Genomic DNA, 25,014 nt, shown 5'->3' with positions numbered 1-25,014 from the left:
TTCGTCTGCGTCGACACTTCAGCTATCGAGAACTGTGACCGATTTATAAAACCCACGTGGTCTAACCTATCACATATGGAATTAGAACTGGAAGACGTCACTGGAACCGTGGTCGTCGGGCTCCTGCTCGTCGCCCTGGGGTTGACCGTCGCCGGCGTCGAAACGGTAGCGGGATTCGACGTACTCGCCGCGGGCGAATCCGCCGTGGGCTATCTAGCTGCCGGAAACTTCAGTGTGGGCGTGCTGTCGACCGGTATCTTTTCCGTCGGCGTATTCGCAGCGGGTATCTTCTCCGTGGGGATCTTCGCCATCGGGATCTTCTCGATCGGCATCTTTTCGTTCGGGATCTACGCGGCTGGTTTCTACGCCGCGCAACGGCATATCCAACCGTCAGAGTGATCGTGAGCCACGCGGAAGACGAATCGAGCACCGATCGTGACGTATGAGTTCCCTTCGATCCCTCCTGACGCGCAGCCGGCCGGGGAAGCTCGGGTTGCTGGAGGTCGTCGCGATGGGCGTCGGCGGGATGGTATCGGGCGGGATCTACGCCGTGCTCGGCGTCGCGATGGCACAGGCGGGGAACGCCGTCCCGATATCGTATCTCGTCGCGGGCGTCATCACGCTGCTGACCGCTTACTCCTATCTCAAACTCACCCTGCACTTCGGCGAGCACGGTGGCGTCTTCTCTTTCGTCGAGCACGTCGTCGACAGCCCGACGGTAGCTGCGTACGTCGGGTGGGTACTCGTCGTCGGCTACGTCGGCGTGATGGCGATGTACGCCTTCGCGTTCGGCGCCTACACGCTCACGGCAGCACGGGCAGTGTTCGGAATTGCCCTCCCCCAGCTTCTTCGCCCGGTTTTGTCCGTCTTGGTCGTCGCTGGCTTCGTCGGCCTCAACCTGACGGGCGTTCAGGAAACGGGCCTCTTCGAGGACGTCGCGGTGTACGTCAAGATCGCGATCCTCCTCTCCCTCGCCGCCCTGGGAATCGCGTTCTACGACGGGAGCGTGACGGCGATCGACTTCTTCAGCGAGGGGGTAGTCAGCCCGATCACCGGGTTCGCGATCATCTTCGTCTCCTACGAGGGGTTCCAGTTGCTGGTGTACGACTACGAGGACATCGAGAACGTCGAGCGAGTGTTGCCGATCGGGATGTACGTCGCCATCACCATCGCGATCCTGATCTACGTCTCCGTCTCGTTCATGGCGACGCTGCACCTGACGCCCGAACAACTCGTGGCGCACGAGGAGGTCGCGCTCGCCGAAGCGGTGTCGCAGATACCTGTCCTGGGCTCCGCCGGGTTCGTCCTCGTGATCCTCTCGGCGATGAAGAGCACCTCATCGGGGATCAACGCGACCCTCTTCGGGACGGCTCGGCTCGTCCACAAGATCGCGACGGAGGGAGCGCTCCCCCGGGCCTTCTCGTTCCGAAATCGCGAGGGGATCCCGGTGTACGCGCTCCTCGTCATGGGCGCGCTCACGGCCGCGTTCGCAGCCCTCGGCTCGCTCAAGCAGATCACCGAGTTCGGCTCCGTCGCCTTCCTGCTCTCCTTCGCCATCACGAACTACACCAACCTCACACTCGCCGACGTGACGGGATCGAACCGGCTCGTTCCCGCGCTCGGCCTCCTCGGAACGGGCGTCGCGATCCCGATCGTCCTCTTTCACCTCTATCGCACCGACGTCGAAATTCTGCTCTGGATCCTCGGCATCTTCGCCTCGATTTTCCTGCTCGAATTCCTCTACGTGGAGCGGCGATCGTTCGATCCCGACGCCGAAAGCGACGGCTGATCGGACCAGCGGTGTCTCGTCGACCGACCGCGAGCCCCGCGCCGCTCGATCGGGCGTGCGTGAACACCATCGGCGCGTGCAATGGCGGCGAAGCGCAACGGGACGATCACGCCTCGGGCGATGGATGCCGTTCCAGCGCGATCGTCTCCGGATCGAGCGTGTAATAGCTCTCCCAGACCGGAGCGAGGCCGACGACCGTCGTGTCGCCAAACGTGCTCTCGACGTGCTCGTGGTGGTGCCCCACCAGACAGCGGTCGGGGGTGAGGGCTCGCAGGATCGCGTCGACGTGCTTGCACCCGACGTCGTACCCGTCGCTCTGTAGCAACCCGTGTGGCGCCTCGTGGGCGAGGAACACGTCGACGTCGGTCAACTCCGTCGCGCGTTCGACGTCATCGCTGACGAAGTGCCGCCGCCGGTCGTTCTCGAGTTCCGAACGCGGCCGGTCGAACTGCGTGGGAGCGTAGTTCCCCGAGAGCCCAGCGACTCGAATCCCGTGGCGTTCGACGGCAGTACTCGCGAGGAGATGCACGTTCCTCGTCCGGTCGGCGTCGCTCCCGGTTCGAAGCGATTCGACGACGTCGAGGTCCTCGTCGTTGCCCGCGACGAACCACGTCGGGACCGGGAGGTCGTAGTAGAGCAGATCGCCGACCTGGAGTGCGGTGTCCGCATCGGCCTCCTCGTACGCGGCCAGCAGCGCGCTGCGGTTCGACTGCTCGTCCGCGTGGGCGTCACCGAGGACCAGCATCTGACTGCTGTTCGTTCCAACGTGAGTAACGTCTGTCGGGCGTTCCCGTGAGCGTAGCACTGGCTGACGGCCGACCTTGGCCCCGTCGTCGACGACGGCGGCGGTCTTCCCGGTCGGGGCCGGCGCGGAGAACGTTACACTGGTCGCGCGATCAGGACCTCGACTGGCCACACCCACGCTCGACGGAGCCGTTCCCGTCGCTCCACCTCGAATCCCGCTTCTTCCAGCATTCGGGCGGCGTAAATCGGCCGACAGCCGAATCGGTCGTAGCCCGGGACGCGCTCGAAGAACCAGTCGTACGCTCGTACGAAGGGGTCGTCTTCGGCGCCAGCCCGTTCCATCGTCACGACACAGAGCCGACCGTCCGGCCGGAGGACGCGTTCGAGTTCCGCGAGCACTGTCCGCATCTCGTCGTCCGCGAAGAGTTCCAGGGTGTCCTCGATAAACGCGACGTCGACGACGTTCGATCGAAACGGAAGCGACCGAGCGTCCCCGAGACAGACGTCGACTTGCGCAGTTGCTCCCCGACGGATCGCCCGCCGACGGGCCAGACGGACCATCCCCGCTGCGGCGTCGAGACCGACGACGTACCCGTCTGGCCCCACCCGTTCGGCGAGCGCCACGAGCGCGTGCCCCGGACCACATCCGACCTCCACGACGTGGTCCCCACGTTCGATAGCGAGCAACTCCAGGGCCCGCTGCCGCGTGCCCATCTCCAACGGAGTGACGAACCAGTCGTACACCGCCGCCAACCGGTGATACGTCGCGACGACTGTTTCGTTGGACACGTCGGGTTCTGGCAGCGTGGTCATGAACTTGGGGTGGCGCGACGATGTTCGGACCGTCCTACCGAGTTGCCTTCGGCGGGAACCGCCACACCGACGTCCGTACTCGGGAGGACGCCTACCGACGGCGACTGCCGACGAGGCGCCGACGACGAACGGACAGCCGTCCGGTTCATCCGACGGCACCGTCGTCCGTTCGATACGTTCGAACGTCCTCGAGCGTCGGGATCCCTCGTCGAGCACCCGTCTCGCGCGTGGCAAGTGCCCCGGCGATCGTTCCGATTTCGACGGCGTCTTGCAACGAGGCCCCGATGGCGAGTTGGGCAGCCAGGAAGCCGTTCAGCACGTCGCCGGCACCGGTCGTATCGACCGCTTCGACCGTCGGTGGCGGTACGGTGAACCGTCGTTTCGCTTCGACGACGACGCCGTCAGCACCTCGCTTGCGAACGAGGACGCCGTCGAACGCTTCGAGGGTGGATCGTAGCGCCCGATACTCGGTTTCGTTCGGCACGAGGTAGTCGATCGCGTCGCAATCGAGGAGCGCTTCGACGCCATCTGCGGGCGCGGGGTCGAGGATGACCGTCGGTCGGTCCCGATCGGCAGCCAACTCCGAGAGGAGTTCCGCGACCGGTTCGACCGGAATCTCGTTCTGCAGGAGGAGACAGTCGGCCGAGCGAATCGCGTCGTACTGCTCCCGGACGTAGGCGCTGTCGATAGCATCGTTGGCCCCTGGCCGGACGACGATCCTGTTGTCGCCCGCCGGTCCGACGAACACGTGGGCCGTTCCAGTCGGGGCCGACGCAGTCTCGACCCGCGAGACGCCGACGCCGGCTTCCGCGAGGTGACTGCGGACCCCGAAGTCCTCGCTATCGGGGCCCACCTTGCCGAGCAGTTCGGCTTCCGCTCCTGCTTTCGCCGCAGCCACGGCCTGGTTCGCACCTTTGCCCCCGTGCCGAACGCCGTCGGGATCGGGTGCGAACTCCGTCGGGAGGTCACGGATCTGGACGGTCTGACCGCGGTCTGGAAACCAGCGATACCGGTCGCTGCAATCGGTGATTTCGACATCGGACGCGTGCTGTATTTTGTCCACGTTGGCGCTCCCGAGACTGACGACGGTTCCCATAGTGCAGATTCACTCTCGCTAGTCGCTCTCGCCGGATGAGCGTCACGGGACGAGCGAGGCGAACGAGCTTGGATCGTCGGTGCTTCCAGTTCGTCTCGACGTCGTGTCCGCGGAGAGCCAACTTCGGAACTGCGACGGTCCGTTCCCGCCCCGAGCGTCCAGGTCGCCGGCGTCGATCCGACGGTGGGCCAGAACGGCCGACGCCTCGACCGGGGTGGATATTTTACGATCCCGCGCCGAGAACGCTGTATGGGGACCGACGAGTCCATCGCGAAACGAATCGGCGAGGCCCTCCGGGACCGCGAGGAAACGATCGCCGTCGCCGAGTCCTGCACCGGCGGCCTGGTCGGATCCATGCTCACGGACGTTCCCGGATCGAGCGACTACTTCGTCGGCGGCATCATCTCCTACATGAATCAGACGAAACTCCAGCAGCTCGCGGTCTCACGGGAGGCGCTCGAAAACCACGGGGTGGTCAGCGAGCCAGTGGCACGAGAGATGGCCCAGCACGTCCGCGACGAGGCCGACGCGACCTGGGGCGTCTCCACGACGGGCTACGCCGGCTCGCCCGTGCATTCGGCGGACCATCCCGCTGGAACGGTCTTCATCGGGGTTGCGTACGCGGGCTCACCCGACGCCAGCGACCCCTACGCGGTCGTCGAGCACCACCAGTTCGACGGCGACAGACACGAGGTGAAAGAGCGAATCGCGACGCAGGCCCTGCGATCGACGCTCGCGCAGATTCGCTCCGGGGACTAGTCCTGACGCGCTGGGACTGTCACCGGGGGAGTTCGGGCGCGGCTGGCTGGGTGCGTTTGTGTTCGGAGTCCTCCATCATTCGCCGGAACCGTTCCGCCTGCTCGACGCCGACGCCCGCCCGCTCGGCTGCCGCTTCGATCGATTCGTCGGCCTCGACGAGGGATTTCAGGACGGTATCGATCGTCTCGTAGGCTGCGCCCAGTTCGCCCTCGTCCGTCTGTCCCTCCCAGAGCCCCGCAGTCGGTGCCTTCCGGACGAACGTCTCGTCGAGATCGAGCGCTCGAGCGACCTGTCGCACCTCCGTCTTGTAGAGGTCAGCCATGGGTCGGAGGTCCGCCGCGCCGTCGCCGTACTTGGTGAAGTAGCCGAGCAGGATCTCGCTCTTGTTCGACGGCCCGAGCACCAGGAGACCGTTCACGTTCGCTTCGAGGTACAGAAACACCATCCGGGTTCGGGCCCGGACGTTCCCCGCGTCCCGCGGCCCCACCTCGTGGGGCGACTCCTGCCGAAACGTCTCCACGGCCGGGGCAATCGAGACCTCTCGACACGTGATCCCGAGATCGGCTGCCAGTTCGCGGGCGTCCGCCATGTTGGAATCCTCGCTGGGTGCACCCGGGAGGATCATGCCAGTGACTGCGTCGTTACCGACCGCTTCGACAGCGAGGGTAGCGCAGACCGCCGAATCGAGTCCGCCGCTGACGCCGACGACGTAGCCGTCGGCCCCCGTCGTCACCAGGGCGTCACCCAGGAACTCGGTCATCCGATCGATGGCGCGGTCGACGTCGACCATGTAGGGAGATCGCCACACAGTGCCAAATACTGTCGGCCGGTCACCGGCAGGGTCGACTCATCGGGGTTCCGATCATCGATCGGCCCGACGAGAATCACGCCGGGTCGCATTCTCCTCTCTACGCTACCGCACGCCGTCCTCCTCGTCGTTCCCGTTCCCGATCGTTTCACGGACGCTCGCGGCCACGATTCCTGATTTCCGACTCGCGCACGTCGGGGAAACAGCACGTGGAATGCAGTGTCCTGTCGGGGCTCGAATCGACGCCGCTCACTCGACGACGGTCGCCCATTCGCGTGGACTTTTCACCGTGGCGCCCGTCCGTTAGCGCATGGATGCCGAGATCGACGCCGTTCGAGTCGCGGGGACGCCACAGGGGCCAGTCCCGGTCGTGGTGCTGTCCGTCGCCGACGAGGACGACGTCGTGCCGATCTTCGTCGGCTTCGAGGAGGCCCGGTCGATCGCCCGCGGGATGGACGCCACCGACATCGGTCGCCCGCTGACACACGACCTCCTGCTCGACGTGATGGAGGAACTCGGCGGGAAGGTCAACCGCGTCGTCGTCAGCGAGGTGACCGAGGAGGGTACGTACATCGCCGACCTCCACGTGGACACGCCGCGGGACGGCGTCGTGATCGACGCAAGACCGAGCGACTCGATGGCGCTGGCTTCCCGAACGAACGTGCCGATCGAGGTCGCCGAGTCGGTCTTCGAGGAGGGCCGCCAGCCGGCCGAAGAGTTCGAGGAACTCGAGGACATCCGCGAACTGAGCGAAGCGGCCTGAGCGCGAGTGTCGTCGCGCACGCCCAGCGCTGCCGGCCACGCCGATAGCGCCTGGACGACCGCAACGCGGGGCGTTTTTCACCCCTCCCCCCGTCGACACCGCCATGACCGAGCCGGTGCTCGACGAGCTGTTCGACGTGATCGAGGCCCGCAAGGCGGAGCTGCCGGAGGACTCCTACACCGCCTCCCTGTTCACCCACGAGAAGGGCCAGAACGCCGTCCTCGAGAAGCTCGGCGAGGAGACGACGGAACTCGTGCTCGCCGCGAAGGACGACGATACCGAGGAAATCGCCCACGAGAGCGCGGACATCGTCTACCACCTGCTGGTGCTCCTGTCGATGCACGACATGGACCTCGCGGACCTGCGGGCGGAACTCCGCGAGCGCCGGTGACGCACACCCTGCAGTAATCAATATTCGTCCGGCCGCTCCACGCCGGTGATCTCGAAGCGCGCGCCGTCCTCGTACTCCTCGTCGAGTTCGACCGTCCAGCCGTGGCGCTCCGCGACCGACCCGACGATGTGGAGGCCGATGCCGGTGCCGCCGTCGGCGCTGGAGTAGCCGGCCTCGAACAACCGATCGCGATCGACGTCGTCGATGCCCGGCCCGTCGTCCTCGACGTAGAAGCCGTCCTCGAGGTCGCCGACGGTGATCGTGACACCGTCGTCACCGTGTTCCACGGCGTCCTCGTGAGCCTGCGATCGAGGGCTCGTGGAACCGTGTTCCACGGCGTCCTGGCGAGCCTGCGAGCCAGGGCCCGTCGAGCCGTGCTCGACGGCGTTCCCGAGGAGATTCTCTAGCAACTGACGGAGCTGCGTTCGATTCGCTTCAATCGGGCGCTCGACCGCTACGTCGAGGGTCGCGTCCTCGGTCTCGATTAGCTGCCAGCACTCCCGAACGAGGTGCGCGAGGTCGACCGGCTCGACCGCCACGTCCTCGCCGCTCTGTGCGAGGGTGAGCAGGTCGTCGATCAGCCCCTGCATCCGATCGTGCGCGTCGGCCACGTGCTCGAGGTGCTCGCTGTCGCACTCTTCCGCAGCGAGTTCGAGCCGGCCGTTCGCGACGGTGAGTGGATTCCGGAGGTCGTGCGAGACGATGCTCGCGAACTCGTCGAGCCGTTCGTTCTGCCGCTCGAGCGCTCGTTCGTGTTCCAGCCGGGTGATCGTGGCGTCGACCTGTCCGACGAACAGTTCCGCGAGTTCGAGGTCCGTCTCGTCGAACGCGTCGGGGCGCTCGGCGACGGCCTGGAAGACGCCGTGGTCTCCGATCGGGACGCTGAGTCCAGCCCGGAACTCCACGTGGTCCAGGGCGGCGTCGGTCTCGGCGAGGTCCGGCGTGAGGTAGCTCTCGCCGGTCCGGTACGTCCGGCCAGCGATCCCGTCGTCGATCGGGACGGTCGTCGTCGCGTCCGCCGGGAGTTGCTCGGACGTCGCCTCCGCCTGGAGCACGCCGTCGCGTTCCAGGGCGATCATCGACTGATCGAAATCGAGGATCGTCTCCGCTGCGTAGATCGCCTCCTCGCAGACGTCCGCGACGGAGTCGCTGGCGGTGAGCCGCGGGCCGGCCTCGTGCAAGGCCGCGAGCGCCCGCTCGTACTGCTTGCGTTCGGTGACGTCCCGGGCTGCCCAGACCACCAGTTCCTCGTCCTCGATCGGTGACACGGTCGCCTCGAACCAGCGATGGCCGGCCTGGACCTCGAGTTCGTACTCGACGATCGACGGGGTTCCGCTGTCGATGGCCTCCCGGACGACCCGGTGAAACCGCTCGGCGGTCTCCGGCGGCAGCACGTCCCGGAACTCCTGGCCCGTCAACGACTCGGGGAGATCGTAGAGCACGTCGCTCCCCTCGCTGCCCTCGATGACCTCCCGGTAGCGACCCTCGCGGTCGACGACGAACACCGCGCCGGCGTAGACGTCGACCAGCGCCTCGAAGGTCGCCGCGGTCTCCACCACCATTCCGGTACACGTCAATCGTCAGTGACAAAAGTACTACCGGTGGTTTCCGGGCGTTGGAGGCTGGAACTGGCCGTCCGCACTCGCCGCTGGCACCCAGGCTAACTGCGGTGGGTTCGCGGCACACCGCCGCTTCGGTTCCCTGGTATCGTTCGCCGCGCCCTCTCCTGGCGGCCGTCGGACCCGATACCCTAATGTGGCGCCCTCCGAAAGTTCGGAATCGAGGGCCCGTAGCTTAGTCCGGTTATAGCGCCCGGCTCATATCGGCGTCGCGATTCGCGGTGCCGTGGGACACCGGGTGGTCCTGGGTTCGAATCCCAGCGGGCCCACTTCGATCTCACTTCGTTCGATCTCGTGTGCCCGCTGACCCTCGCGAACAGACCGCGTTCGCTCGGTCCCAGCGGGCCCACGCGCGGTGGTGGATCTCGTGGCTACACCTCACGAACGTTTGGCGTGTGAGAAGGGGAAACGGATCTGCCTTCGTCAGTATGTGGAAGGAGCCCGTCCGTGAGCGCCGGCAGTAACGAGCGCAGCGGTGATCACTGTAGGAACGACCAGAGGAGCACCGCGAGACCGCAGCTGAGGGCCACGGACTCGACGACGTGGACCTGCGTGAGCGTGAGTTGGGTGAGCTGATAGAGGAATCCCTCGATGAGCACCCCGAGAGTGATCAACCCGAAGCCCACCGTGGCGTTGCGGAGGTACCTCGTCCGGCGCCGACGGTATGCACGATAGCTGATCGCCGTCGTGGCGACACCGAGCCCCAGTAGCAGGACGCGGACGATCACCAGCACGATCTCCCAGCCTCCAGTCATCCGTCGTTCCCTCCGGACGCGGATGTGGGCATCCGACCGTACAGCGAATACAGGATGACGATCATCCCGAAGCCGACGAGCGTGGTCTGAATCGTCCCAGCGAGGAAGATCGAGAGGCCGACGACGTCGAACAGCACCCCCTCGATCACCGCCCCGACGCTGATGAAGAGAAACCCGATCGCGAGGTACAACATTGGCTCGTTGCCGTAGGCCCGATACCCCTTGTAGGCCTGGAATGTGATCAACAGTCCCAATCCAACCGTGACGAGCTTCGCGATGACGAGTTCGATGTGCATGGTCGGTCTATGTCCCCCGGATGTGACTCCAGATACGCGAGAAGCGCTCGGCGGCGTCCTCGCGAACGTGCAGGCTCACCTCGATGGTACCGTCCCCGACGTCGACGCCGACGCGGTCGACGTTCGCGTCGAAGACGCTGTGGTGGCTCCCGTCGGATTCGATCCGCGTCCTTTCCACGAGCAGGTCGTGCTCCACCATCTCATCGACGCGGCGGTAGATCGTCGAGAGGGCGACGTCACACTCCTCGCTCAGCTCCTTCGCCGAGAGCGTCTCCCTGCTCGTCGCGGCCAGAATCTCCCGGTTCCGCGCTTCGCCGAGCAAGTCGAGTAGGTCGCTGGTACCGTCTGTGGACACGGCTGTGCCTCTCAGAAGGGGGTACGCGAGCGGAAGTACTTAATGACCGGACAGGTTTGCGTCTCGCGCAAAACAGCGTTCCAGGCTATGTGTTCACCCCCGGTAGTAAGAAGTGGAGGGTGAAACAACCAATGACAAAAGACGCCCAAATTACGCGCCGGCGGATGGTACAACTGACCGGCAGTGCCGTGGCGATCGGCCTCGCGGGGTGTACAAGTTCCGGGTCGAGTGACGGGGGCGACAGCTCGGACGACGGTGAGGAGAGCCACGACGACGAGCACCAGGACGGTGAGGAGAGCCACGGCGGGGAGGACAGCCACGATGACGGGGGTAGCCACGACGACGGCCACAACCACGACGTGGGGGCACCCGAGGAGCCGTCTGCCTCGGTGGAGGTGTCGCTACGAACGGAGGGCAGCGAGCAACACTTTGCACCGCACGTGGTCTGGGTCGAACCCGGCGGCACGGTCACCTGGCACAACGAGAGCGGCCAGCACAACTCGGTGGCCTACCACCCCGAGAACGACAAGCCGCTTCGGATACCCCAGGACGCCGAGCCCTGGGAGACGGAACTGCTCTCGGAGGAGGGCGCCACCGCGAGTCGGACCTTCGACACCGAAGGCGTCTACGACTACTTCTGTTCGCCCCACGAGGCGGTCGGTATGGTCGGCACCGTGATCGTCGGTCACCCCGATGCCCACGGGCAGCCCGCGCTGGAGGAGCCACAATCGTCCCTCCCGGACGGGGCCCGACACCAACTCGCCGACCTCGGCGAGATGACCAACGAAGCGCTCGGCCACACCCACTGAGGGTCCCGCGGATTTCCGTCCGCGCCGTTCCCGGCCGGGGTACCGCACTGCGGGTAGTGGTTCGGCAACCGTCCCGCTGTGTCGAAATGACCTGGCTCCGAACGCCATGACGAGAACGACGAGGCAATATCGGCACCGGCGGTTGCTTGGGAGTTCAGCGAGTCAGCGGGAGAGTTGGTAATCCAACGCGGTGACGGCGATTCAGTCGACCGCTGTAGTATGACAGTACGCGGTCCGTCGACGGCATAGAAGCAGGTAGCGACTGTTCCCAGACGGCGGATTCCTTCACAGTCAGACGATCCGACGACGCCAGCAGCGGAGATACCACCACGATCGTCTACCGGTCGACCGATACTTCACCACGGCACTCGTGGGAATAATGATTGGCCGGACTTTCTGGACCCGACGATGCCGAGCGGTATCACGGTCAAGCCGCTGCATCGTCGCTGCCCCGCGTTCTCAGTCGCGACCAGGGGAACTGTGGAGCGAGCACGTCGCCGCGGACGGTGCATCGGACGGCATTCGCGGGGCGATTGCAATCCTACTCGGACCACGGACGGAGTGGTTCCCCCGTGGTGACGTGCCCGTCAGCAAAGAGTCGATCGTGGGCCACGCACGTCGCAACGCCGATAAGTGCAGCCACGATGCCAACGACCCCAAACGGCGAAATCACGCGCTCGCTCCCATTTGCGAGGTACACGGACGTGAACACCCCGAGGATGAATGATCCATGAAGCAACGTCGCAGCGAGCACCGACCGAGCCCGGACGGTCAGATAGGTGTACACTGGCGACAGGGCCACCGTCGCAGTCGTTAGCAGGACGATCCCGATGGCTGGCCCCTCCGAGAACTGGAGCCCAAGGAGGATGAGTGGGGTGTGCCACACGCCCCATACGAGGCCCGTCACCAGCGACAGCTTCCAGTATCCGAGCGGCGCCAGTTCCGTGAGTAACAGCCCTCGCCAGCCGAGTTCTTCGCCCAGGGCGGCGAGGGCAAAGAGCGTCCCGCCGAGGGCGAGTCCCATCCCGCCAAGCAGGACGATCAGTGGAACACCAGTCGCTTCGAGGTCCACGACCGTCTCCGCGGCTTCCTCCTCGGTCATGCCCAGTTCGAGCAAAAACGCCGAGTATTCGGTCGCGAACGTCGTGTCCGGGAGGAGGAGACCGACGGCAATCATCACGGCAGTCAGTCCTACCGGGGCGATCCAGGCGAGCAGGAGCCACCGAATCCGTCCCAGATAGAGACCACACTCGTTTCGGATCGATCGGTGGCGGACACGGAGCACAGCAATCGCTGCGATCGCAGGCGCCCACATGAACACGACAGTGCCGACCCCCGCCCCGACACCACTTCCGAGGTCGACATCGAGGAACCATAGCAGCGTCACACCACTCCACGAGATACCGTACGTGAGGGCGAGGAATCGCGATACGATCTGCATATCGACGGGGGCTCGTCGGGACATGGTGGCGATCATACACTACTCGACTTCGCACCTCCTTTATTTCACGTGCCGAACGCGAGACCGCCGATCGCTCCAAATCGTGCGCGAACGCGATCGATCCCACCGTGACGATCTGGCCGACGGCGCCCCTGACTGCGCTCCGAAACGGCGAGCGCGAGCACCGGGACCGGGGCCCTGTCGAGGAGCCTGGCCGTTCCACGAAGTCGGCTGTAACAGAAGCCACGACGAACGGTGCTGGGGTCGACTGGCGGGTCGCGACCGTCGTCGCGGTCAGGCGCTCCCGTGCTCCTCGTAGGGCTGGACGACGACGAAGCCGTCCTGGCCCTCGAAGCGCATCTGGACGTTCTCGCCGGAGGTCTGGCCGATCTCGACCACCTTGTTCGTCTCGAAGGACGGCGAGTTCGCGGTGCTCCAGGCGACAGTGGCCGCGGGATCCGTCGTCACGGGCGGCTCCACGACGAGCGGGTCGCCGTAGGTCGTCAGTGCGACGAGGCCGGGGCCGCTGAGTTCGATATTGGTGAGGCCGCCGGCGAACGCGCCGCTGAGGCTGTCGATCGTCGTGATCTCGTAGCCCAGGTCGGGCTCGAATGCGAGGATGTCCTCGCCGTTGACCGTAATCGTGTCGTCGGCGTCGAGGTCGAGGACCTGGACCTTCTTGCCCGTGTCCGCGAGGTAGGCGTGACCCTGCCCCTCGATCTCCATGATCGGGGTACCTTCCCCGGTTACCTTGTCTTTCAGGTAGCCGGAGATGCCGCCCTCGACCGAGGCCTTGCCGTGGAACGTGAACTCGCCGGTGTAGGCGACCATCGATCCGGCTTTGGCCATCATCGTTCCGTCGACCGCCACGTCGAGGGTGTAGCTGTTCTCGCGCTGGAAGGGCGCGTCGCTGTCCGTCGGTTCGTGTGCCGTGGTGAACTGCTCGATGTCCATGGTCGTATGGTTCCCTGCGTTCTGCCGCTGCGCAGGCCTACCACCAGCTACCGGTCTCGGTGGAAAGAGGCCCCAGGCAGTGGTTCAGGTTCTGCAACTCGGCGAAGGGATGGTCGCCGACGGTGTCGACTCCCCAGTGGGCTGCGTCAGCCTCCGGGATCGTGGACGACCGATCGCTCCTGCGGCGGCTCCGGTGCCGAACCCGTCCTGCGGAGCGAGCCAGCGCCGAAGAGGGCCACGACCGCGACGACCAGCCCAGCGCGGACGGCCACTCCGATCGGTTCGCCGACGGGCGGCACCTCCGTGACTTGCCCGGCGAAGTTCCCAGACGTGTGGAGCACGATCATCGCCAGCACGCTCCGTGCCACGTTGTTGAACAGCCAGGTGTAGAGCACTGATCCCAGGACGATGCTCGTGGCGAACCAGATCGGGGTGGGCGAGTAGTCGAAGTTCGCGTAGTACCCGGGCATGACGAACAGCGGGGCGTGCCAGAGCGCCCAGACGAGTCCGACGAACAGGCCCGACGCGAGCGCCGACCACCGCCGCTGGCACCGATCGAGGAGGTAGCCTCGCCAGCCGATCTCCTCCGGCAGCGGCCCCACGAGGACGATGACGACCGTCGTGCCGACCAACGCGACCGGATCGCCGAGGAGCGCGACGAGTTCCGAGGCGTCGAGTGGCTGGCTCGCGTCGGTCGCGATCGCGATCACGAGCCCGGTGGCGACGACGAGCGCGGGAAACAGGCCGACGACGAGCAGCGCCCACGACGATCGGAGCCAGGCGGTGTCGGTAAGACGGCGTCGGAGGTCGGCGAGTCCCACTCCCCCGTAGGTCACGTACGCCATCGCGATGCCGCCGAGCATCGGCCCGACGCCACCGAGCACGGTGAAGGGCAGTCCGGCGCCGAAGGCGTCGAGGCCGCCGACAACGTTCACGCCCCAGAACGCCCACGTCCAGCCGTGTGAGAACGCGAAGAAGCCAAACAGGTCGCCGTACGGGTGGCCGCCGACGGTGCGGGCGAGGCGATCCAGCATCGATCGGACGATCGAGTCGCTGGCACTTCGATCTGTGGACCTGCTCGTCGTCCGAGTCTGCTCGCTTGCCGGACCGGCACCGTTTTGCCGAGCGCACTCTGAACGCCGTCCATGAACAGACGGTCGTTCCTCGCGAACGGACTCGGTGCGGTAGCGACCACGAGTCTCACCGCCGGCTGTCTCTTTCGAGACGACGAGCAGCAACAACCCGAGGATGGCTCGGCCCAGGGCGGTCCGGGGTACGCGCTGAACCCCCGCGACGTCGAGGCTCCCGACGTGGACCCGTCGACCTTCGAGCGACTCGAAGTCCGTGGCCAGCAGGTTCCGCTCGTCCCGATCGACGTCGCGTACCCGTGGTACCTCCGGCAGGAGACGCGAATCGTCGACGCCCGCTCCCTCACGGCCTACGAGCGATCCCACGTCGCTGGCGCCGTCTTGAGCCCGGCACCGATGGGCTACCGGAACGACGATCCCACGAGCGACTGGCCGAACGCCGACCGAATCGTCACCTACTGTACCTGCCCGCACCACCTCTCATCGAGTCGGGCTGCGGGCCTGCTCGAACAGGGCTTCGAGAACGTCTACGCGCTCGACGAGGGGTTCGGGCCGTGGTACGACCGCGGCTACCCCGTCGCGAGTGCGAACGAGGTCCAGCAGACCATCGGCGAGGCTCGCGCGATCACCGGGCGCGTCGATTCGGCGTACGCCGGCGAGTTCGTCAGGCTCCGCCACGAGCCGACCGGCCAGCGCGAACCCGCCGAGATCGCCGCCGACGGTCGCTTCGAGGTCACCTTCCGGTTCGTCGATGTCGACGCCGACAGCGTCCTGACATTGGAGACGCCGGCCTGGACCCGGACCGCGACGCTGGCGGAGCTCACGAGCGGAACCGTACGCTAGCTGCCGGCCATCCTCGGACCAGGTCACGTTCTCCCGAAGAGTGCGGCCGCTCGCGGATCGAGTTCGGCAGAGAGGAGTAAGCCCCCTTCTGTTCGTCCGGCATTCGGCTCGGCGTCGACGACCGCCCTCGCGGGAGATCGGGCTACCATCGGGCCGTCGACTTGCACCGGCGAGGGTTCGCCGTTCCATCGGTCCTCCGCGGTCGCCCCTCGGTGGGTCAGCAGTCCGTCGCTTGAATCGCCGACGGCCGCCCGCGGGTCACCCCACGGACGCACCGCGACTTGCTCGCTTCGGAGGCGCGCACCTCATCGGTCGCGCGGAGACGTGTCGTGTCTGTTCCAGCGCCGGCGGTCTCCCGCCCCGGGGTTGCCCCCGGTCGCCCGCCCGATCGGTGGGGGGACTTTCCTCACGGTCACGGCTGTGACGCGCGGGAGCCGGGCTCTCTCTACCGGCGAATCGTAGGCACGTCGCGCGGTTAAACCGTTCGGACGGCCCTTGCGGGATCCGTTCGTTCGACCACATGGAGCAGCGCGTCCCTCAGTCGGTCGCCCCCGAGCGTTCTCCAGGTCCGTCCTGCTCGGTTGCCGCATCGCCGAGTACGTCATGCATCCACCGGCCGTCGAAGAACCAGTACGTACCCACGAGCGCTGCGGTGACGTTCGAGAGCGCGATGGCGATCCAGGCGCCGGTCGCGCCGAACCCTAGCAGGAGCACCAGTACGATCGCTGCAATGGCGCGCACGCCCCACAGCGACGACACGCCGATCGACATCGCGAGGCGGGTGGAGCCCGCGCCGTAGAACGCCCCGTTCATCATGTGATAGACGGCCATGATGGCCCAGGCCGGCGCGACGATCCGGAGGAAGGTCGCGCCGTGATCGACGACTGCCGCCGAGCCGTCGCCCGTGATGAACACGCCGACGATCGAGTCCGCGAAGGTGACGGTCAGCGCGCTCGCGACGACGAACGTCGTGGCGAGGATCGCGATCGCGACGTAGACGGTCCGCCGTGCGCGATCGCGGTGGCCGCCCCCGAGGTTCTGCCCGACGATCGTCTCGACGGACATCCCCATGGCCGCCATCGGGAGCCAGACCACCGAGACGAATCGGTTGCCGATGCCGTAGGCAGCGACGGCGTCCTGGCCGACGGTCGCGACGAGTGCGGTCATGACGATCGCCGCGATCGACTGGGTGCTCTGATCGATCGCGCCCGGCGTCCCGATCCGGACGATCTGCTCGATCGTCTCCCGCGACGGCACGAGGTCCTCGAGTGCCAGTCGGAGGCCGACGTACCCGCCGAACAGGAGCCACGCGCCCACGAGCGCTGCGAGGCCCCGAGAGAGGACTGTGGCGACGGCAGCACCTGCGACGCCGAGCCCGCCGAAGCCGGTGGCGCCGTACAGCGTCGTCTGCAGTCCCTGGAGGCCGAGCCACCCGAAGAGCGGGTTGTCGGCGAATCCGAGCACGAAGAACGGATCGAGGAGGACGTTCAGTCCGACGCTGAACACCATCAGGTACATCGGCGTCTTGGTGTCGCCCCAGCCCCGGAGCACCGCCATGAAGACGTGGAAGCCGAACGTGAACGGCATCCCGAGGACCACGATCCGGAGGTACGTCGTTGCCTGCTCGTGGACAGCGGTGCCGGGTGTGGCGCCGATCGCCTGCAGGAGGTACGGCGCGAAGACGAACCCGAACGCCGCCACGACCACCGAGAGCACCGCGTTGAACGCCATCGTCTGCCCGGTGACGTGCCCGAGTCGGTCGTCGTTCCCGGCGCCGGAGTGCTGGGCGACGAGGATCGTCCCGGCGTTCGTCATCCCCGCACCCAGGCTGACGAGCAGGAAGACGATCGGCCACGCGAACGACAGCGCAGTCACCGGGTCCGCGCCGAGGCGGCCGACCCAGAAGGTGTCCGTGAGGTTGTAGGCGACCTGGAGGAGCTGGGTCAGCGTCAGCGGTCCAGCGAGCGCGAGCAGGGGCCAGACGATGGGTCCCTCGGTGAACCGGCGCGAGTGCTCGCTCGCGTCGCCGCTCATCGACGCCCCTCCCCGCGTCCGCGGCTATCGGCTGCAGCTCCGGTCGTACTCGTGTGGCGATGCGTCTGGGCGCCCCGCTCCGGCAGCGTCGAAGGGCGCGTGGGTCGGTCGGCGTACGTGTGTTCGGATCGTCGCATTCGCAGTCGTCGTGCATCGTCGCGTCGTCGCTAGCTCGCGCTACGGCTCCACAGAACGGACGGACACAGGCGCTCGGGCCGCTCTCATTCGAAGCGACGTCAGGACGGACCGCCGATCGAGTGGCGTCGCTGCGGCTGTCGATCGGGGCGATCGACCGTGGGCCTGTCGAGTCCAGGCCCAGTCACAGCACGGCGAGCATCGGAACTGCCCGAGAGGAGGCCCGACCGGTACTTAGGCGTTCCGCCGCTGCACGACGCGGTCACGCTCGCCCGGGAAACGACGAGGCGATCCAGTGGGCGGAACCGCGGCGATCCAGTGGCCGGAACCGCAGCGATCCGTAGCGAGCGATCACGGCGAACGTGCCGCTACAGCGCCGGAACGTCTTTGCCCGTTCCCACGCGACCGTCGATCGTGCAACGGCACTCGACGACTGGCCGTCCGCGGATGGCGGTCGCGCGGAGGCGGGAGCCATGAAGCTTGCGCTCGCCCAGCTCGCTATCGAGGACGGCGCGATCGACGCGAACCGCGAGCGGGCGGTCGACGCCGTCGCGGAGGCAGCGGCTGCGGGGGCGGATCTCGTCGCACTTCCCGAGATCGTCACCGCCGGCTACTTCGCGTTCGACGCCTACGAGCGGGCAGCGGAGCCGGTGGAAGGCCCCACGATCGAAGCGCTCCGACCGGCTGCCATCGAGCACGAGGTCGCGGTCCTCGCGGGCACGATCGTCGAGGACCTCGCTGCGACGGCGTCGGTCGAGACGCCAGCGGAATCTGGGCTCGCGAACACCGCAGTACTGCTCGACGCCGACGGAGCGATCCAGCTGGTCTATCGCAAACACCACCTCTTCGGGTACGACTCGCGGGAAGCCGAGCTGCTCGTACCGGGCGAGCGCCTCGACACCGCCAGCGTCCAGGGTATCGACGTCGGCGTGACGACCTGCTACGACCTCCGCTTCCCGGAGCTGTACCGCGACCTCCTCGAGCAGGGGGTGGAGCTGATCCTCGTCCCCTCCGCGTGGCCGGAACCCCGCGTCGAGCACTGGCAGACGCTCCCGCGAGCCCGGGCGATCGAGAACCAACTCTACGTCGCGGCCGTCAACGGCGCGGCCGTCGATCGCGACGGCCCGTCCTTGCTCGGGCGCTCGACCGTGTTCGATCCGTGGGGGACGCCGATCTCGGCGAGCGGTCCGGAGCCGGCGATCGTCACGGCGACGGTCGATCCCGACCGCGTGGCCGAGGTTCGCGAGGACTTCCCCGCGCTCGACGATCGGCGGGTGTGAGCACTGTCGAGTGGTTGCACCCCTGAGTGGAGACCGACGGCGGGACGCGCGGCAGCTACCGGGGCATCGTTTAAGTGCGGGGGATGGTAAGTGGGGATTGCCGGCTTTCGACGCTTTTCACGTCGGACCGGCAGACGACTCGAGGCGCTCGCACCCGGCTCGTTGCCGCGCCCGGACGGCAACGTGCGACACCCGGCCTACACCGCGCCTGCCCCTTTCGACCGACGCCGTCCTCACGAGCCGCAGGGAACGAGCACCTCGCGTCTCCTACACTGCCGGGGGCGCGGGTGTTTTGTAGCGGGCGAACGGCCCGCGAGTATGCAGGTTCTCCTCATTGGCGGGACTGGCCTGATCAGTACCGGTATTACCCGGCAGCTCGTCGACGAAGGCTACGACGTCGCCTGTTTCACGCGCGGCGAGACCGACGCCCAGGTGCCCGACGCCGTCGAGTTCGTCCACGGCGACCGCGAGAATCCCGGCGACCTCGCGGCGGCCAGGGACGCGGTCGAGCCCGACGCCGTGATCGACATGTTCCTGTTCCATCCCGACCGTGCCCGCGAGGCCGTCGAGGTCTTCGGCGGCGAGATCGAGCAGTACGTCTTCTGCTCGACGGTCGACGTCTATCACCGCCCGCTCGCGACGAATCCCGTTCAGGAGGACGCCCCCCGCGAGCCCGCCGTCTCCGAGTACGGCGCGAACAAAGCTGCAGCCGAGGACGTGTTCATGGAGGCACACGACGACGGTGAATTCGCCACGACCGTGATCCGCCCCTGGAGCACCTACGGCGAGAGCGGGCCGGTCCTCCACAGCCTCGGCATGGGCACCTACTACGTCGACCGGATCCGAAAGGGCAAGCCGATCCTCGTCCACGGTTCCGGCCAGTCGCTGTGGGGCCCCTGCCACCGCGACGACGTGGCCAACGCCTTCGTGAACGCCGTCGGCAACGACGCCGCCTACGGCGAGGCCTACCACGTCACCAGCGAGGAGGTCATCACCTGGGACCAGTACCACGAGACGGTCGCCGCGGCGCTCGACGCGCCAGAGCCCGAGCTCGTGCACGTCCCGACCGACCAGCTCCGCGCCGTCGCCCCGGATCGCACCGACATGCTCATGGACCACTTCCAGTTCTCGACGGTGTTCGACAACAGCAAGGCCCGACGCGACCTCGACTTCGAGTACACCGTCTCCTTCGAGGAGGGCGTCCGGCGCACCGTCTCCTGGCTCGACGAGCACGACGAGGTCGACGCCTGGGACAGCCAGAACGACGACGCGATCATCGACGCCTGGCGCGACGCGACGGAGGAGTTCCAGGCGCAGATCGACGGATCGGATCGGTAGTCGCGGCGTCGAGGATTTCGTTATCGAACTGTTCGACCCTCGGCTCCGTTCGGACGTTCGTCACGGGTCGATCGCTCGGCACCGTTCGGCACTGTTGGAACGTACTCGGCCAGTGGGCAGATCGCGGTGCCGGGACTCCGGCGGCGCGGATCCGCGGCACCGCGATCTGTCCCGTATCACTCCCCGGCACGTGCAAGCACCAGCGACACCGGTCCGGCGGCCGTTTTTCGAGATCGATGCTCCCCCAAACCACGGCAGTCACGGCGGTGAGCGACGGCCTCACGGCTGCGACGACGGTCCCAGCCCAGTTCTTCACCGGCGCGTTCCTCGAGTGGGCGATCCTGTTTTTCGTCCTCGCGATCGTCGCCGCGGTCCTGGGCGCCGGGGACGTCGCGGGCGTGTCCATGGCGATCGGGAAGTGGCTGGTGATCATCTTCGTGGTCCTGGCGGTCGTCGCGCTGTTGTTGTGAACGGCGGCGGATGCCTGCATCGAGGTCATCGAGATCGAACTGCTCGACTGTGCCGAGGCGGGCGTCTCCACGTGATCTGTCGTCGGCCCGCGAAGGCGAACTGGCCCCGATCTGTACGTGCTGGGCAGCGTCACTGACTCCCTCCTCCGCACGACTCCCGTTCCCGTTTTGACGGTTCGGGTCCCTGCGACCGAACCCTCGCATCTGACGGTGGTATCCGGTGACCAGGAGGGCGTGAACAGTGTGGCGAAGCTATGCACGATGTTTTTTACCGGCTCTCGATGTTAGCTACTCGCAAGGACTTTTCCGCCGCAGATGGACGAACACCCGATTCGAACGCCGTGGGCCAAGTCCTCGGCCGAGACCCTCGCTCACTACGACGTTTCTGCCGAGGAGGGGCTGAGCGAGGACGACGTCGAAACGCGACGCGAGCGGGTCGGCCCGAATGCGCTGCGCGAGGCCGAACGACGGGACTGGTGGAACGTGCTGGCGGACCAGTTCAAGAGCTTCATCGTCCTGCTGCTGGCGGTGGCGGGAGTGGCAGCCTTTGCACTCGACGAGACCATCGAGGGCGTCTCCATCCTCGTCGTCCTCCTCATCAACGGACTCATCGGGTTCGTCACGGAGCTGCGGGCCATCAAGTCGATGGAGAGCCTCCAGGAGATGACGGAGATCGAGGCTCGCGTTCGTCGAGATGGGGAGGTCGAGAAAGTCCCCGCGGAGGACCTGGTGCCGGGAGACGTGGTGCTCCTCGACGCCGGGAACGTCGTTCCGGCCGACCTTCGGGTGATCGACCCCTCCAAGCTCCAGGCCGACGAATCGGCGCTTACCGGCGAGTCCGTTCCAGTCGGAAAGACGAGCGAGGTCCTCGAGGAAGACGCGCCCCTCGCCGAGCGAGAGAACATGCTCTACAAGGGGACGAGCGTAACGCGGGGGACCGCCGAAGCGGTCGTCACCATGTCGTTCCTCACGCTCGCGTTCGCCCAGCTCTGGCACGTGTTCAACATGCGCGAGCTCGCGTCGGGCATCGTACGGAACGAGGTTACCAGGAACCCGTACGTCTGGGGCGCCCTCGTTCTGTCTGCCTCGCTGGTGATCGGCACGCTGTACCTGCCGGGCGTGTCGCTGGCACTGAGCACCACGCCCATCGGCCCCGAAAGCTGGCTCGTCGTACTCGGGATGAGCCTGCTTCCCCTCGGCGCTGGACAGGTCGTCCTGGAGTTTCGCCGCCGAGTTGGGACGCCGAACCTTGGAACGAGGCTCGGACGTCTGTTCTCCCGCTGAATTCGATCGGTCCGTCAGCGAACGTCGCTCCCTCCGATCCGGGACCAGTTCTCCAGCCCGACGCGAAGCGTGGCTTTGAGTGCCCCGAGGACGACGGGACCGAAGAACAGTCCCATAATCCCGAACGCGTAGGCGCCGCCGAGAATACCGAGGAGGATGACGGCGGGGTTGAGCTTCGCGTACCTGTCGACGGCGAATGGACGGAGATAGTCGTCGGTGAGTCCGACCACGACGACGCTGTACACGAACAATCCGACGGCGAGCAGCGGTTCGCCGGTGAGATACAGGTACACCACCGCCCCGCCCCAGACGGGGATCGCACCGATGAGCGGTACCATTGCGAGAACTATCATGACGGCCGTCCAGAACACCGCGTTGGGAACGCCGGTAGCGGCGAATCCGATGCCGGCGACGACCCCCTGGACGATGGCGACGAACACGTGCCCGAAGAGAACGCCCCACATCACGTCGTCGATCTCGTCGTAGAGATCGTGCTGGACGTCCGTCGGGAGGGGAACCGTCCGCAGGAGCCAGTCGAAGAGGTCGTCACCGTCTTTGAGCAAGTAGTAGACGAGAAAGAGTGCCAACAGGATCCCGATGAGGTGGAAGGTAATCGTCCCGATCGCCTGGATCGACCGTTCGAACACGATCGTTCCGAACTCCTGTCCCGAGCCGACGAGTGCGCCTACGATGTCGACCTCGAGTCCGGTGAGCTCCTCGATCCGTGTTTCGATCCCCTCGAGCTGTCCCTGTTCGGCGTCGAGGTCCCGGGGAATCCGGTCGGCACTCTCCAGGACGGTCGCAAGGATCACCACGAACGGGGTGACGAATCCAGCGACTGCCACGAACACGAGCGAAAGTGCGGCCAACGCGGGTGACACGTGCGCTTCGAGTCGAATCTGGAGCGGATAGAGCAGGTAGGCGATGAGGACTGCGGCGAGGACGTACTGGAGAAACGGCTGGATCAGCATCGCCGAGAGCACCAGGAGGGTGGCGACGAGGGCGAGGACAAACCCCTTGCTGAGGTTCACGACTCCAAATTTGTCGAGCGATGACAAAAAGATCCCCGCGACCTCCACAGTGGTTGCCTCACCTGCCGTCGATCGGCTGCCGGGGGTACTCGGGGCCGACTCGAATCTGGTCGGTCACACCCCCGCGTCCCCGTTTACGTGTCATAGGAGCTATCCGAATGCTCGCAGCGCCCTTCGGTCGGAGGGATCCCAGGTCGAGCGGAGTCCCGTCGTCGCTTCGCCGAGTCGCAGCCACGTTCGATTCCGGCGACGACACCGCCCTCTCCGCCGCCGACCGTCCGTGACGATGCCACCGTCTGCCACCAGACGGTCGAGGTCGGAGCCGAACGCGACGGCCGGCCGGCATTACGACCGTTTCACGTGTCGAGTTCGAAATCGAATGGGGCGGGCACCGCGAGGGGGTGAGCGGCAGAGCCAGTCGTCTCGCGATCGACGAGAAACTGCACGATACCGTTCACTGCACTCCCTCGCTCTCCATCGTACCGTCAGTCCAGGTCGACGCACGCCGCCTTCAGACGACCAGTTCGTGGAGCCGGTACTTCCACAGCAGGACGAACAGACAGCCCGCGCTCAACAGGAGCCCGCCGCCGACCTCGATCGGCCCCCACGTGCCGTAGCTGTCTTGGAGTTTCTCCTCCGTCGAATCCGAGACGAGGAACTCGTCGCTGCCTGGATCGCGGCTGACCGCGAGCAGGTCAGCCTCCGACGTCTCCATGGTGGCTCCCTCGCGAGGCTCGGCGCTGCCGAAGACGTAGACGTGACTACCCACCGGGAGCACGTTCTCGCTGTACCGGCGTCTGTTCCCCGTGTCGTCCAGTGAGTCGGTAGCGAGGTCGCTCGCGAAGTCAGCGACGTCGTCGAGAAAACCGTCTGCTTCCTCCGACGCAGCTGGCGTGGTCGCGACTGCCGCCGGATCGCCCTTCGCGCGGACGAAGCGGCGGACCTCGTCCGGTGCCGATTCGCCTGAATGGTACGTGTGCTCCCGCCGGTGGCCGTCGCGATTGATGTCGAATTCGGGGTCGTCGTGGTCCGCGCGAATCAACACCGAACCGGTATCGTCCTCGAGATCGAACGCGAGTGTCCGCTCGCCCGACGCGATCGTCACCCACTCGTAGTGGACGTTGCCGTCGTCGTCGACGCGGCGCTCGCGCTTCTCCGCTTTCCAGTCGACGTAGAGGCACTCCTCGTCGGCGATCGGCGGGGTGACACTGGCGTCGCGCTTGTGCGCTGTGCCCTCGAGTTCGACGCGCCCGACGGACATCGAGCGGACCTTCGAGGTCGGCGTATCCTGCACGAGGCGGGAGAGCTGCCAGGTGTCGAACCCGTCGTAAATGAGGTAGAGGCCGCCGAGAAAGCCGATCAGGAGGAAGAGGAACAGTTCGCCGTCGTCACTGCCTTCCGACCCCGACTGGAGTACCCACGTCGACGCGGCAGTGGCGTCGACCAAGAGGGTCGACGGTGCGATCGTCACGGCCATCGTCAGTTCTCGGAGAACGCCGCGCCGACGTCGACGTCTGCTTTCTCCGCTTCGGTCGCCTCGAACAGCTCTCGCTCCTGGAAGCCGAACTGCCGCGCGATGAGGACGTAGGGGAACTGGGCGATCCGGGTGTTGTTCTGCGTGACGGCCTCGTTGTAGAACTCCCGGCGATCGGCGATCTGGGATTCGATCTCGGAGATGCGCTCCTGGAACTGGAGCATGTTCGTCTGCGATCGGAGGTCGGGGTAGGCTTCGGCCCGCGCCTCGAAGTCCATCAGCGCCTGGCGGATCTGCTGGTCCGCGGCGGCCTCTTCGGCGGGTGAGGACGCACGTTCGGCGGCTTCCCGGGCCTCGGTAAGCTGGGTAAGGACCTGCTCCTCGTGGTCCATGAACTCCTGGGCGGCGTCGATGAGCTTCGTGAGTTCGTCCTGGCGTTGCTTCAGCAGGACGTCGATGTTCTGCTTGGCCTGGTCGACCCGCTCCCGGAGGCTGACCAGCTGGTTGTAGATGCTGACCGTGTAGGCGACCAGCAACACGAGCAGGACGAGCGCGACGAACCCCGCGACGATCCAGATGACCATGATAGTACACGTCGCGCAGAGCTGAATCAAAGCCGTTTCGGTCGGTTCGGCCGCTTCGACG

At 66.4% G+C, this 25,014-nt stretch carries 26 protein-coding genes, 1 tRNA gene, 1 other RNA gene and 1 pseudogene; 13 read left to right on the top strand and 16 right to left on the bottom strand.

What is annotated here, in order from left to right:
- The first annotated feature begins 108 nt into the window (after positions 1 to 108).
- Complete coding sequence (locus L593_RS04460; RefSeq protein WP_201764638.1) at positions 109 to 399, top strand: hypothetical protein; 291 nt, start codon at positions 109 to 111, stop codon at positions 397 to 399.
- A gap of 43 nt (positions 400 to 442) precedes the next feature.
- On the top strand, positions 443 to 1,789 hold the full coding sequence (locus L593_RS15245; protein WP_020445742.1) for an APC family permease: 1,347 nt from the start codon (positions 443 to 445) through the stop codon (positions 1,787 to 1,789).
- A gap of 106 nt (positions 1,790 to 1,895) precedes the next feature.
- On the opposite strand, the gene L593_RS04450 is transcribed toward L593_RS15245, so the two are convergent.
- From L593_RS04450 to L593_RS04440, 3 genes are all read right to left on the bottom strand, one after another.
- On the bottom strand, positions 1,896 to 2,534 hold the full coding sequence (locus tag L593_RS04450; protein ID WP_020445741.1) for a metallophosphoesterase: 639 nt from the start codon (positions 2,532 to 2,534) through the stop codon (positions 1,896 to 1,898).
- 134 nt (positions 2,535 to 2,668) lie between these two features.
- Complete coding sequence (locus L593_RS04445) at positions 2,669 to 3,346, bottom strand: methyltransferase domain-containing protein (RefSeq protein ID WP_020445740.1); 678 nt, start codon at positions 3,344 to 3,346, stop codon at positions 2,669 to 2,671.
- A gap of 145 nt (positions 3,347 to 3,491) precedes the next feature.
- Positions 3,492 to 4,442 carry a PfkB family carbohydrate kinase gene (locus L593_RS04440; RefSeq protein ID WP_020445739.1) on the bottom strand — a complete coding sequence of 317 codons (951 nt, stop codon included), beginning with the start codon at positions 4,440 to 4,442 and terminating at the stop codon, positions 3,492 to 3,494.
- 249 nt (positions 4,443 to 4,691) lie between these two features.
- Between L593_RS04440 and L593_RS04435 the strand changes: the two genes are divergently transcribed.
- Positions 4,692 to 5,201 (top strand): CinA family protein, encoded by a 510-nt coding sequence (locus L593_RS04435; RefSeq protein WP_020445738.1) that lies wholly within the window; start codon positions 4,692 to 4,694, stop codon positions 5,199 to 5,201.
- A 19-nt stretch (positions 5,202 to 5,220) separates the two neighbouring features.
- On the opposite strand, the gene L593_RS04430 is transcribed toward L593_RS04435, so the two are convergent.
- Positions 5,221 to 5,991: an NAD+ synthase gene (locus L593_RS04430; protein WP_020445737.1), complete on the bottom strand. Its 771-nt coding sequence runs from the start codon at positions 5,989 to 5,991 to the stop codon at positions 5,221 to 5,223.
- A gap of 328 nt (positions 5,992 to 6,319) precedes the next feature.
- Between L593_RS04430 and L593_RS04425 the strand changes: the two genes are divergently transcribed.
- Positions 6,320 to 6,772, top strand: coding sequence for a bifunctional nuclease family protein (locus L593_RS04425; protein WP_020445736.1), 453 nt, complete (start codon positions 6,320 to 6,322; stop codon positions 6,770 to 6,772).
- 103 nt (positions 6,773 to 6,875) lie between these two features.
- Positions 6,876 to 7,163 (top strand): phosphoribosyl-ATP diphosphatase, encoded by a 288-nt coding sequence (hisE, locus tag L593_RS04420; protein ID WP_020445735.1) that lies wholly within the window; start codon positions 6,876 to 6,878, stop codon positions 7,161 to 7,163.
- A 17-nt stretch (positions 7,164 to 7,180) separates the two neighbouring features.
- Here hisE and L593_RS04415 read toward each other — a convergent pair whose 3' ends face one another.
- Complete coding sequence (locus L593_RS04415) at positions 7,181 to 8,725, bottom strand: PAS domain-containing sensor histidine kinase (protein ID WP_020445734.1); 1,545 nt, start codon at positions 8,723 to 8,725, stop codon at positions 7,181 to 7,183.
- 221 nt (positions 8,726 to 8,946) lie between these two features.
- Between L593_RS04415 and L593_RS04410 the strand changes: the two genes are divergently transcribed.
- Positions 8,947 to 9,051: transfer RNA gene (locus L593_RS04410), tRNA-Ile, on the top strand.
- A gap of 210 nt (positions 9,052 to 9,261) precedes the next feature.
- Here the strand turns inward: L593_RS04410 and L593_RS04405 are convergent.
- The 3 genes from L593_RS04405 to L593_RS04395 are packed head-to-tail and all read right to left on the bottom strand — an operon-like array spanning position 9,262 to position 10,188.
- Positions 9,262 to 9,537, bottom strand: coding sequence for a hypothetical protein (locus L593_RS04405; protein ID WP_020445733.1), 276 nt, complete (start codon positions 9,535 to 9,537; stop codon positions 9,262 to 9,264).
- Complete coding sequence (locus L593_RS04400) at positions 9,534 to 9,833, bottom strand: hypothetical protein (RefSeq protein ID WP_020445732.1); 300 nt, start codon at positions 9,831 to 9,833, stop codon at positions 9,534 to 9,536. Before L593_RS04400 ends, L593_RS04405 begins: the two co-directional genes overlap by 4 nt.
- Positions 9,834 to 9,840: 7 nt before the next feature.
- A complete protein-coding gene (locus L593_RS04395; RefSeq protein WP_020445731.1) occupies positions 9,841 to 10,188 on the bottom strand; it encodes a helix-turn-helix domain-containing protein in 348 nt (115 codons plus the stop codon).
- A gap of 131 nt (positions 10,189 to 10,319) precedes the next feature.
- Between L593_RS04395 and L593_RS04390 the strand changes: the two genes are divergently transcribed.
- A complete protein-coding gene (locus tag L593_RS04390) occupies positions 10,320 to 10,997 on the top strand; it encodes a plastocyanin/azurin family copper-binding protein (protein ID WP_236608599.1) in 678 nt (225 codons plus the stop codon).
- Between the two features lie 541 nt (positions 10,998 to 11,538).
- Here L593_RS04390 and L593_RS04385 read toward each other — a convergent pair.
- The 3 genes from L593_RS04385 to L593_RS04375 form a co-directional block, all read right to left on the bottom strand.
- A complete protein-coding gene (locus L593_RS04385; RefSeq protein WP_187292637.1) occupies positions 11,539 to 12,438 on the bottom strand; it encodes a CPBP family intramembrane glutamic endopeptidase in 900 nt (299 codons plus the stop codon).
- 294 nt (positions 12,439 to 12,732) lie between these two features.
- Positions 12,733 to 13,392 carry an AIM24 family protein gene (locus tag L593_RS04380; RefSeq protein ID WP_020445728.1) on the bottom strand — a complete coding sequence of 220 codons (660 nt, stop codon included), beginning with the start codon at positions 13,390 to 13,392 and terminating at the stop codon, positions 12,733 to 12,735.
- Between the two features lie 146 nt (positions 13,393 to 13,538).
- The gene (locus L593_RS04375) at positions 13,539 to 14,426 is read right to left on the bottom strand and encodes a CPBP family intramembrane glutamic endopeptidase (protein ID WP_020445727.1); all 888 of its coding nucleotides are present in this window, start codon (positions 14,424 to 14,426) and stop codon (positions 13,539 to 13,541) included.
- A gap of 111 nt (positions 14,427 to 14,537) precedes the next feature.
- On the opposite strand from L593_RS04375, the gene L593_RS04370 reads away from it, so the two are divergent.
- A complete protein-coding gene (locus L593_RS04370; RefSeq protein ID WP_020445726.1) occupies positions 14,538 to 15,323 on the top strand; it encodes a rhodanese-like domain-containing protein in 786 nt (261 codons plus the stop codon).
- Between the two features lie 65 nt (positions 15,324 to 15,388).
- On the opposite strand, the gene rnpB is transcribed toward L593_RS04370, so the two are convergent.
- Together rnpB and L593_RS04365 are read right to left on the bottom strand one after the other, a co-directional pair.
- Positions 15,389 to 15,773, bottom strand: an RNA gene (gene rnpB, locus L593_RS15180) — RNase P RNA component.
- 87 nt (positions 15,774 to 15,860) lie between these two features.
- The gene (locus tag L593_RS04365) at positions 15,861 to 17,357 is read right to left on the bottom strand and encodes an MATE family efflux transporter (RefSeq protein WP_020445725.1); all 1,497 of its coding nucleotides are present in this window, start codon (positions 17,355 to 17,357) and stop codon (positions 15,861 to 15,863) included.
- Positions 17,358 to 17,965: 608 nt separating this feature from the next.
- Between L593_RS04365 and L593_RS04360 the strand changes: the two genes are divergently transcribed.
- The 5 genes and pseudogenes from L593_RS04360 (at position 17,966) to L593_RS04345 (ending at position 21,864) form a co-directional block, all read left to right on the top strand.
- Positions 17,966 to 18,772 carry a nitrilase-related carbon-nitrogen hydrolase gene (locus L593_RS04360; RefSeq protein ID WP_049894297.1) on the top strand — a complete coding sequence of 269 codons (807 nt, stop codon included), beginning with the start codon at positions 17,966 to 17,968 and terminating at the stop codon, positions 18,770 to 18,772.
- A gap of 318 nt (positions 18,773 to 19,090) precedes the next feature.
- On the top strand, positions 19,091 to 20,110 hold the full coding sequence (locus L593_RS04355; protein ID WP_020445723.1) for an NAD-dependent epimerase/dehydratase family protein: 1,020 nt from the start codon (positions 19,091 to 19,093) through the stop codon (positions 20,108 to 20,110).
- Positions 20,111 to 20,346: 236 nt separating this feature from the next.
- Positions 20,347 to 20,580, top strand: coding sequence for a DUF1328 domain-containing protein (locus L593_RS04350; protein WP_020445722.1), 234 nt, complete (start codon positions 20,347 to 20,349; stop codon positions 20,578 to 20,580).
- A 90-nt stretch (positions 20,581 to 20,670) separates the two neighbouring features.
- Positions 20,671 to 20,868, top strand: a pseudogene (locus L593_RS15520) (hypothetical protein); the annotation flags it as partial.
- A 27-nt stretch (positions 20,869 to 20,895) separates the two neighbouring features.
- Positions 20,896 to 21,864 (top strand): cation-translocating P-type ATPase, encoded by a 969-nt coding sequence (locus L593_RS04345; protein WP_020445721.1) that lies wholly within the window; start codon positions 20,896 to 20,898, stop codon positions 21,862 to 21,864.
- A 14-nt stretch (positions 21,865 to 21,878) separates the two neighbouring features.
- On the opposite strand, the gene L593_RS04340 is transcribed toward L593_RS04345, so the two are convergent.
- The 3 genes from L593_RS04340 to L593_RS04330 all read right to left on the bottom strand — a co-directional run bounded on the left by L593_RS04340 (position 21,879) and on the right by L593_RS04330 (position 24,953).
- Entirely contained in the window at positions 21,879 to 22,895 is a 1,017-nt protein-coding gene (locus L593_RS04340) for an AI-2E family transporter (RefSeq protein WP_020445720.1), read from the bottom strand.
- A 511-nt stretch (positions 22,896 to 23,406) separates the two neighbouring features.
- Complete coding sequence (locus tag L593_RS04335) at positions 23,407 to 24,372, bottom strand: hypothetical protein (RefSeq protein WP_049893847.1); 966 nt, start codon at positions 24,370 to 24,372, stop codon at positions 23,407 to 23,409.
- A 2-nt stretch (positions 24,373 to 24,374) separates the two neighbouring features.
- Entirely contained in the window at positions 24,375 to 24,953 is a 579-nt protein-coding gene (locus tag L593_RS04330; RefSeq protein ID WP_020445718.1) for a LemA family protein, read from the bottom strand.
- Positions 24,954 to 25,014 lie beyond the last annotated feature (61 nt).

It is taken from the genome of Salinarchaeum sp. Harcht-Bsk1 (genome assembly GCF_000403645.1).
Lineage (GTDB): Archaea > Halobacteriota > Halobacteria > Halobacteriales > Salinarchaeaceae > Salinarchaeum.
The sequence above is the reverse complement of the archived record's forward strand: the minus strand, read 5'-3'. Positions and strand labels throughout refer to the sequence as shown.

Excerpts from the sequence above, each read along its gene's own strand:
- L593_RS15245 (WP_020445742.1), top strand. The coding sequence starts at position 443 with ATGAGTTCCCTTCGATCCCTCCTGACGCGCAGCCGGCCGGGGAAGCTC.
- L593_RS04450 (WP_020445741.1), bottom strand. The coding sequence starts at position 2,534 with ATGCTGGTCCTCGGTGACGCCCACGCGGACGAGCAGTCGAACCGCAGC.
- L593_RS04445 (WP_020445740.1), bottom strand. The coding sequence starts at position 3,346 with ATGACCACGCTGCCAGAACCCGACGTGTCCAACGAAACAGTCGTCGCG.
- L593_RS04440 (WP_020445739.1), bottom strand. The coding sequence starts at position 4,442 with ATGGGAACCGTCGTCAGTCTCGGGAGCGCCAACGTGGACAAAATACAG.
- L593_RS04435 (WP_020445738.1), top strand. The coding sequence starts at position 4,692 with ATGGGGACCGACGAGTCCATCGCGAAACGAATCGGCGAGGCCCTCCGG.
- L593_RS04430 (WP_020445737.1), bottom strand. The coding sequence starts at position 5,991 with ATGGTCGACGTCGACCGCGCCATCGATCGGATGACCGAGTTCCTGGGT.
- L593_RS04425 (WP_020445736.1), top strand. The coding sequence starts at position 6,320 with ATGGATGCCGAGATCGACGCCGTTCGAGTCGCGGGGACGCCACAGGGG.
- hisE (WP_020445735.1), top strand. The coding sequence starts at position 6,876 with ATGACCGAGCCGGTGCTCGACGAGCTGTTCGACGTGATCGAGGCCCGC.
- L593_RS04415 (WP_020445734.1), bottom strand. The coding sequence starts at position 8,725 with ATGGTGGTGGAGACCGCGGCGACCTTCGAGGCGCTGGTCGACGTCTAC.
- L593_RS04405 (WP_020445733.1), bottom strand. The coding sequence starts at position 9,537 with ATGACTGGAGGCTGGGAGATCGTGCTGGTGATCGTCCGCGTCCTGCTA.
- L593_RS04400 (WP_020445732.1), bottom strand. The coding sequence starts at position 9,833 with ATGCACATCGAACTCGTCATCGCGAAGCTCGTCACGGTTGGATTGGGA.
- L593_RS04390 (WP_236608599.1), top strand. The coding sequence starts at position 10,320 with ATGACAAAAGACGCCCAAATTACGCGCCGGCGGATGGTACAACTGACC.
- L593_RS04385 (WP_187292637.1), bottom strand. The coding sequence starts at position 12,438 with ATGCAGATCGTATCGCGATTCCTCGCCCTCACGTACGGTATCTCGTGG.
- L593_RS04380 (WP_020445728.1), bottom strand. The coding sequence starts at position 13,392 with ATGGACATCGAGCAGTTCACCACGGCACACGAACCGACGGACAGCGAC.
- L593_RS04375 (WP_020445727.1), bottom strand. The coding sequence starts at position 14,426 with ATGCTGGATCGCCTCGCCCGCACCGTCGGCGGCCACCCGTACGGCGAC.
- L593_RS04370 (WP_020445726.1), top strand. The coding sequence starts at position 14,538 with ATGAACAGACGGTCGTTCCTCGCGAACGGACTCGGTGCGGTAGCGACC.
- L593_RS04365 (WP_020445725.1), bottom strand. The coding sequence starts at position 17,357 with ATGAGCGGCGACGCGAGCGAGCACTCGCGCCGGTTCACCGAGGGACCC.
- L593_RS04360 (WP_049894297.1), top strand. The coding sequence starts at position 17,966 with ATGAAGCTTGCGCTCGCCCAGCTCGCTATCGAGGACGGCGCGATCGAC.
- L593_RS04355 (WP_020445723.1), top strand. The coding sequence starts at position 19,091 with ATGCAGGTTCTCCTCATTGGCGGGACTGGCCTGATCAGTACCGGTATT.
- L593_RS04350 (WP_020445722.1), top strand. The coding sequence starts at position 20,347 with ATGCTCCCCCAAACCACGGCAGTCACGGCGGTGAGCGACGGCCTCACG.
- L593_RS04345 (WP_020445721.1), top strand. The coding sequence starts at position 20,896 with ATGGACGAACACCCGATTCGAACGCCGTGGGCCAAGTCCTCGGCCGAG.
- L593_RS04335 (WP_049893847.1), bottom strand. The coding sequence starts at position 24,372 with ATGGCCGTGACGATCGCACCGTCGACCCTCTTGGTCGACGCCACTGCC.
- L593_RS04330 (WP_020445718.1), bottom strand. The coding sequence starts at position 24,953 with ATGGTCATCTGGATCGTCGCGGGGTTCGTCGCGCTCGTCCTGCTCGTG.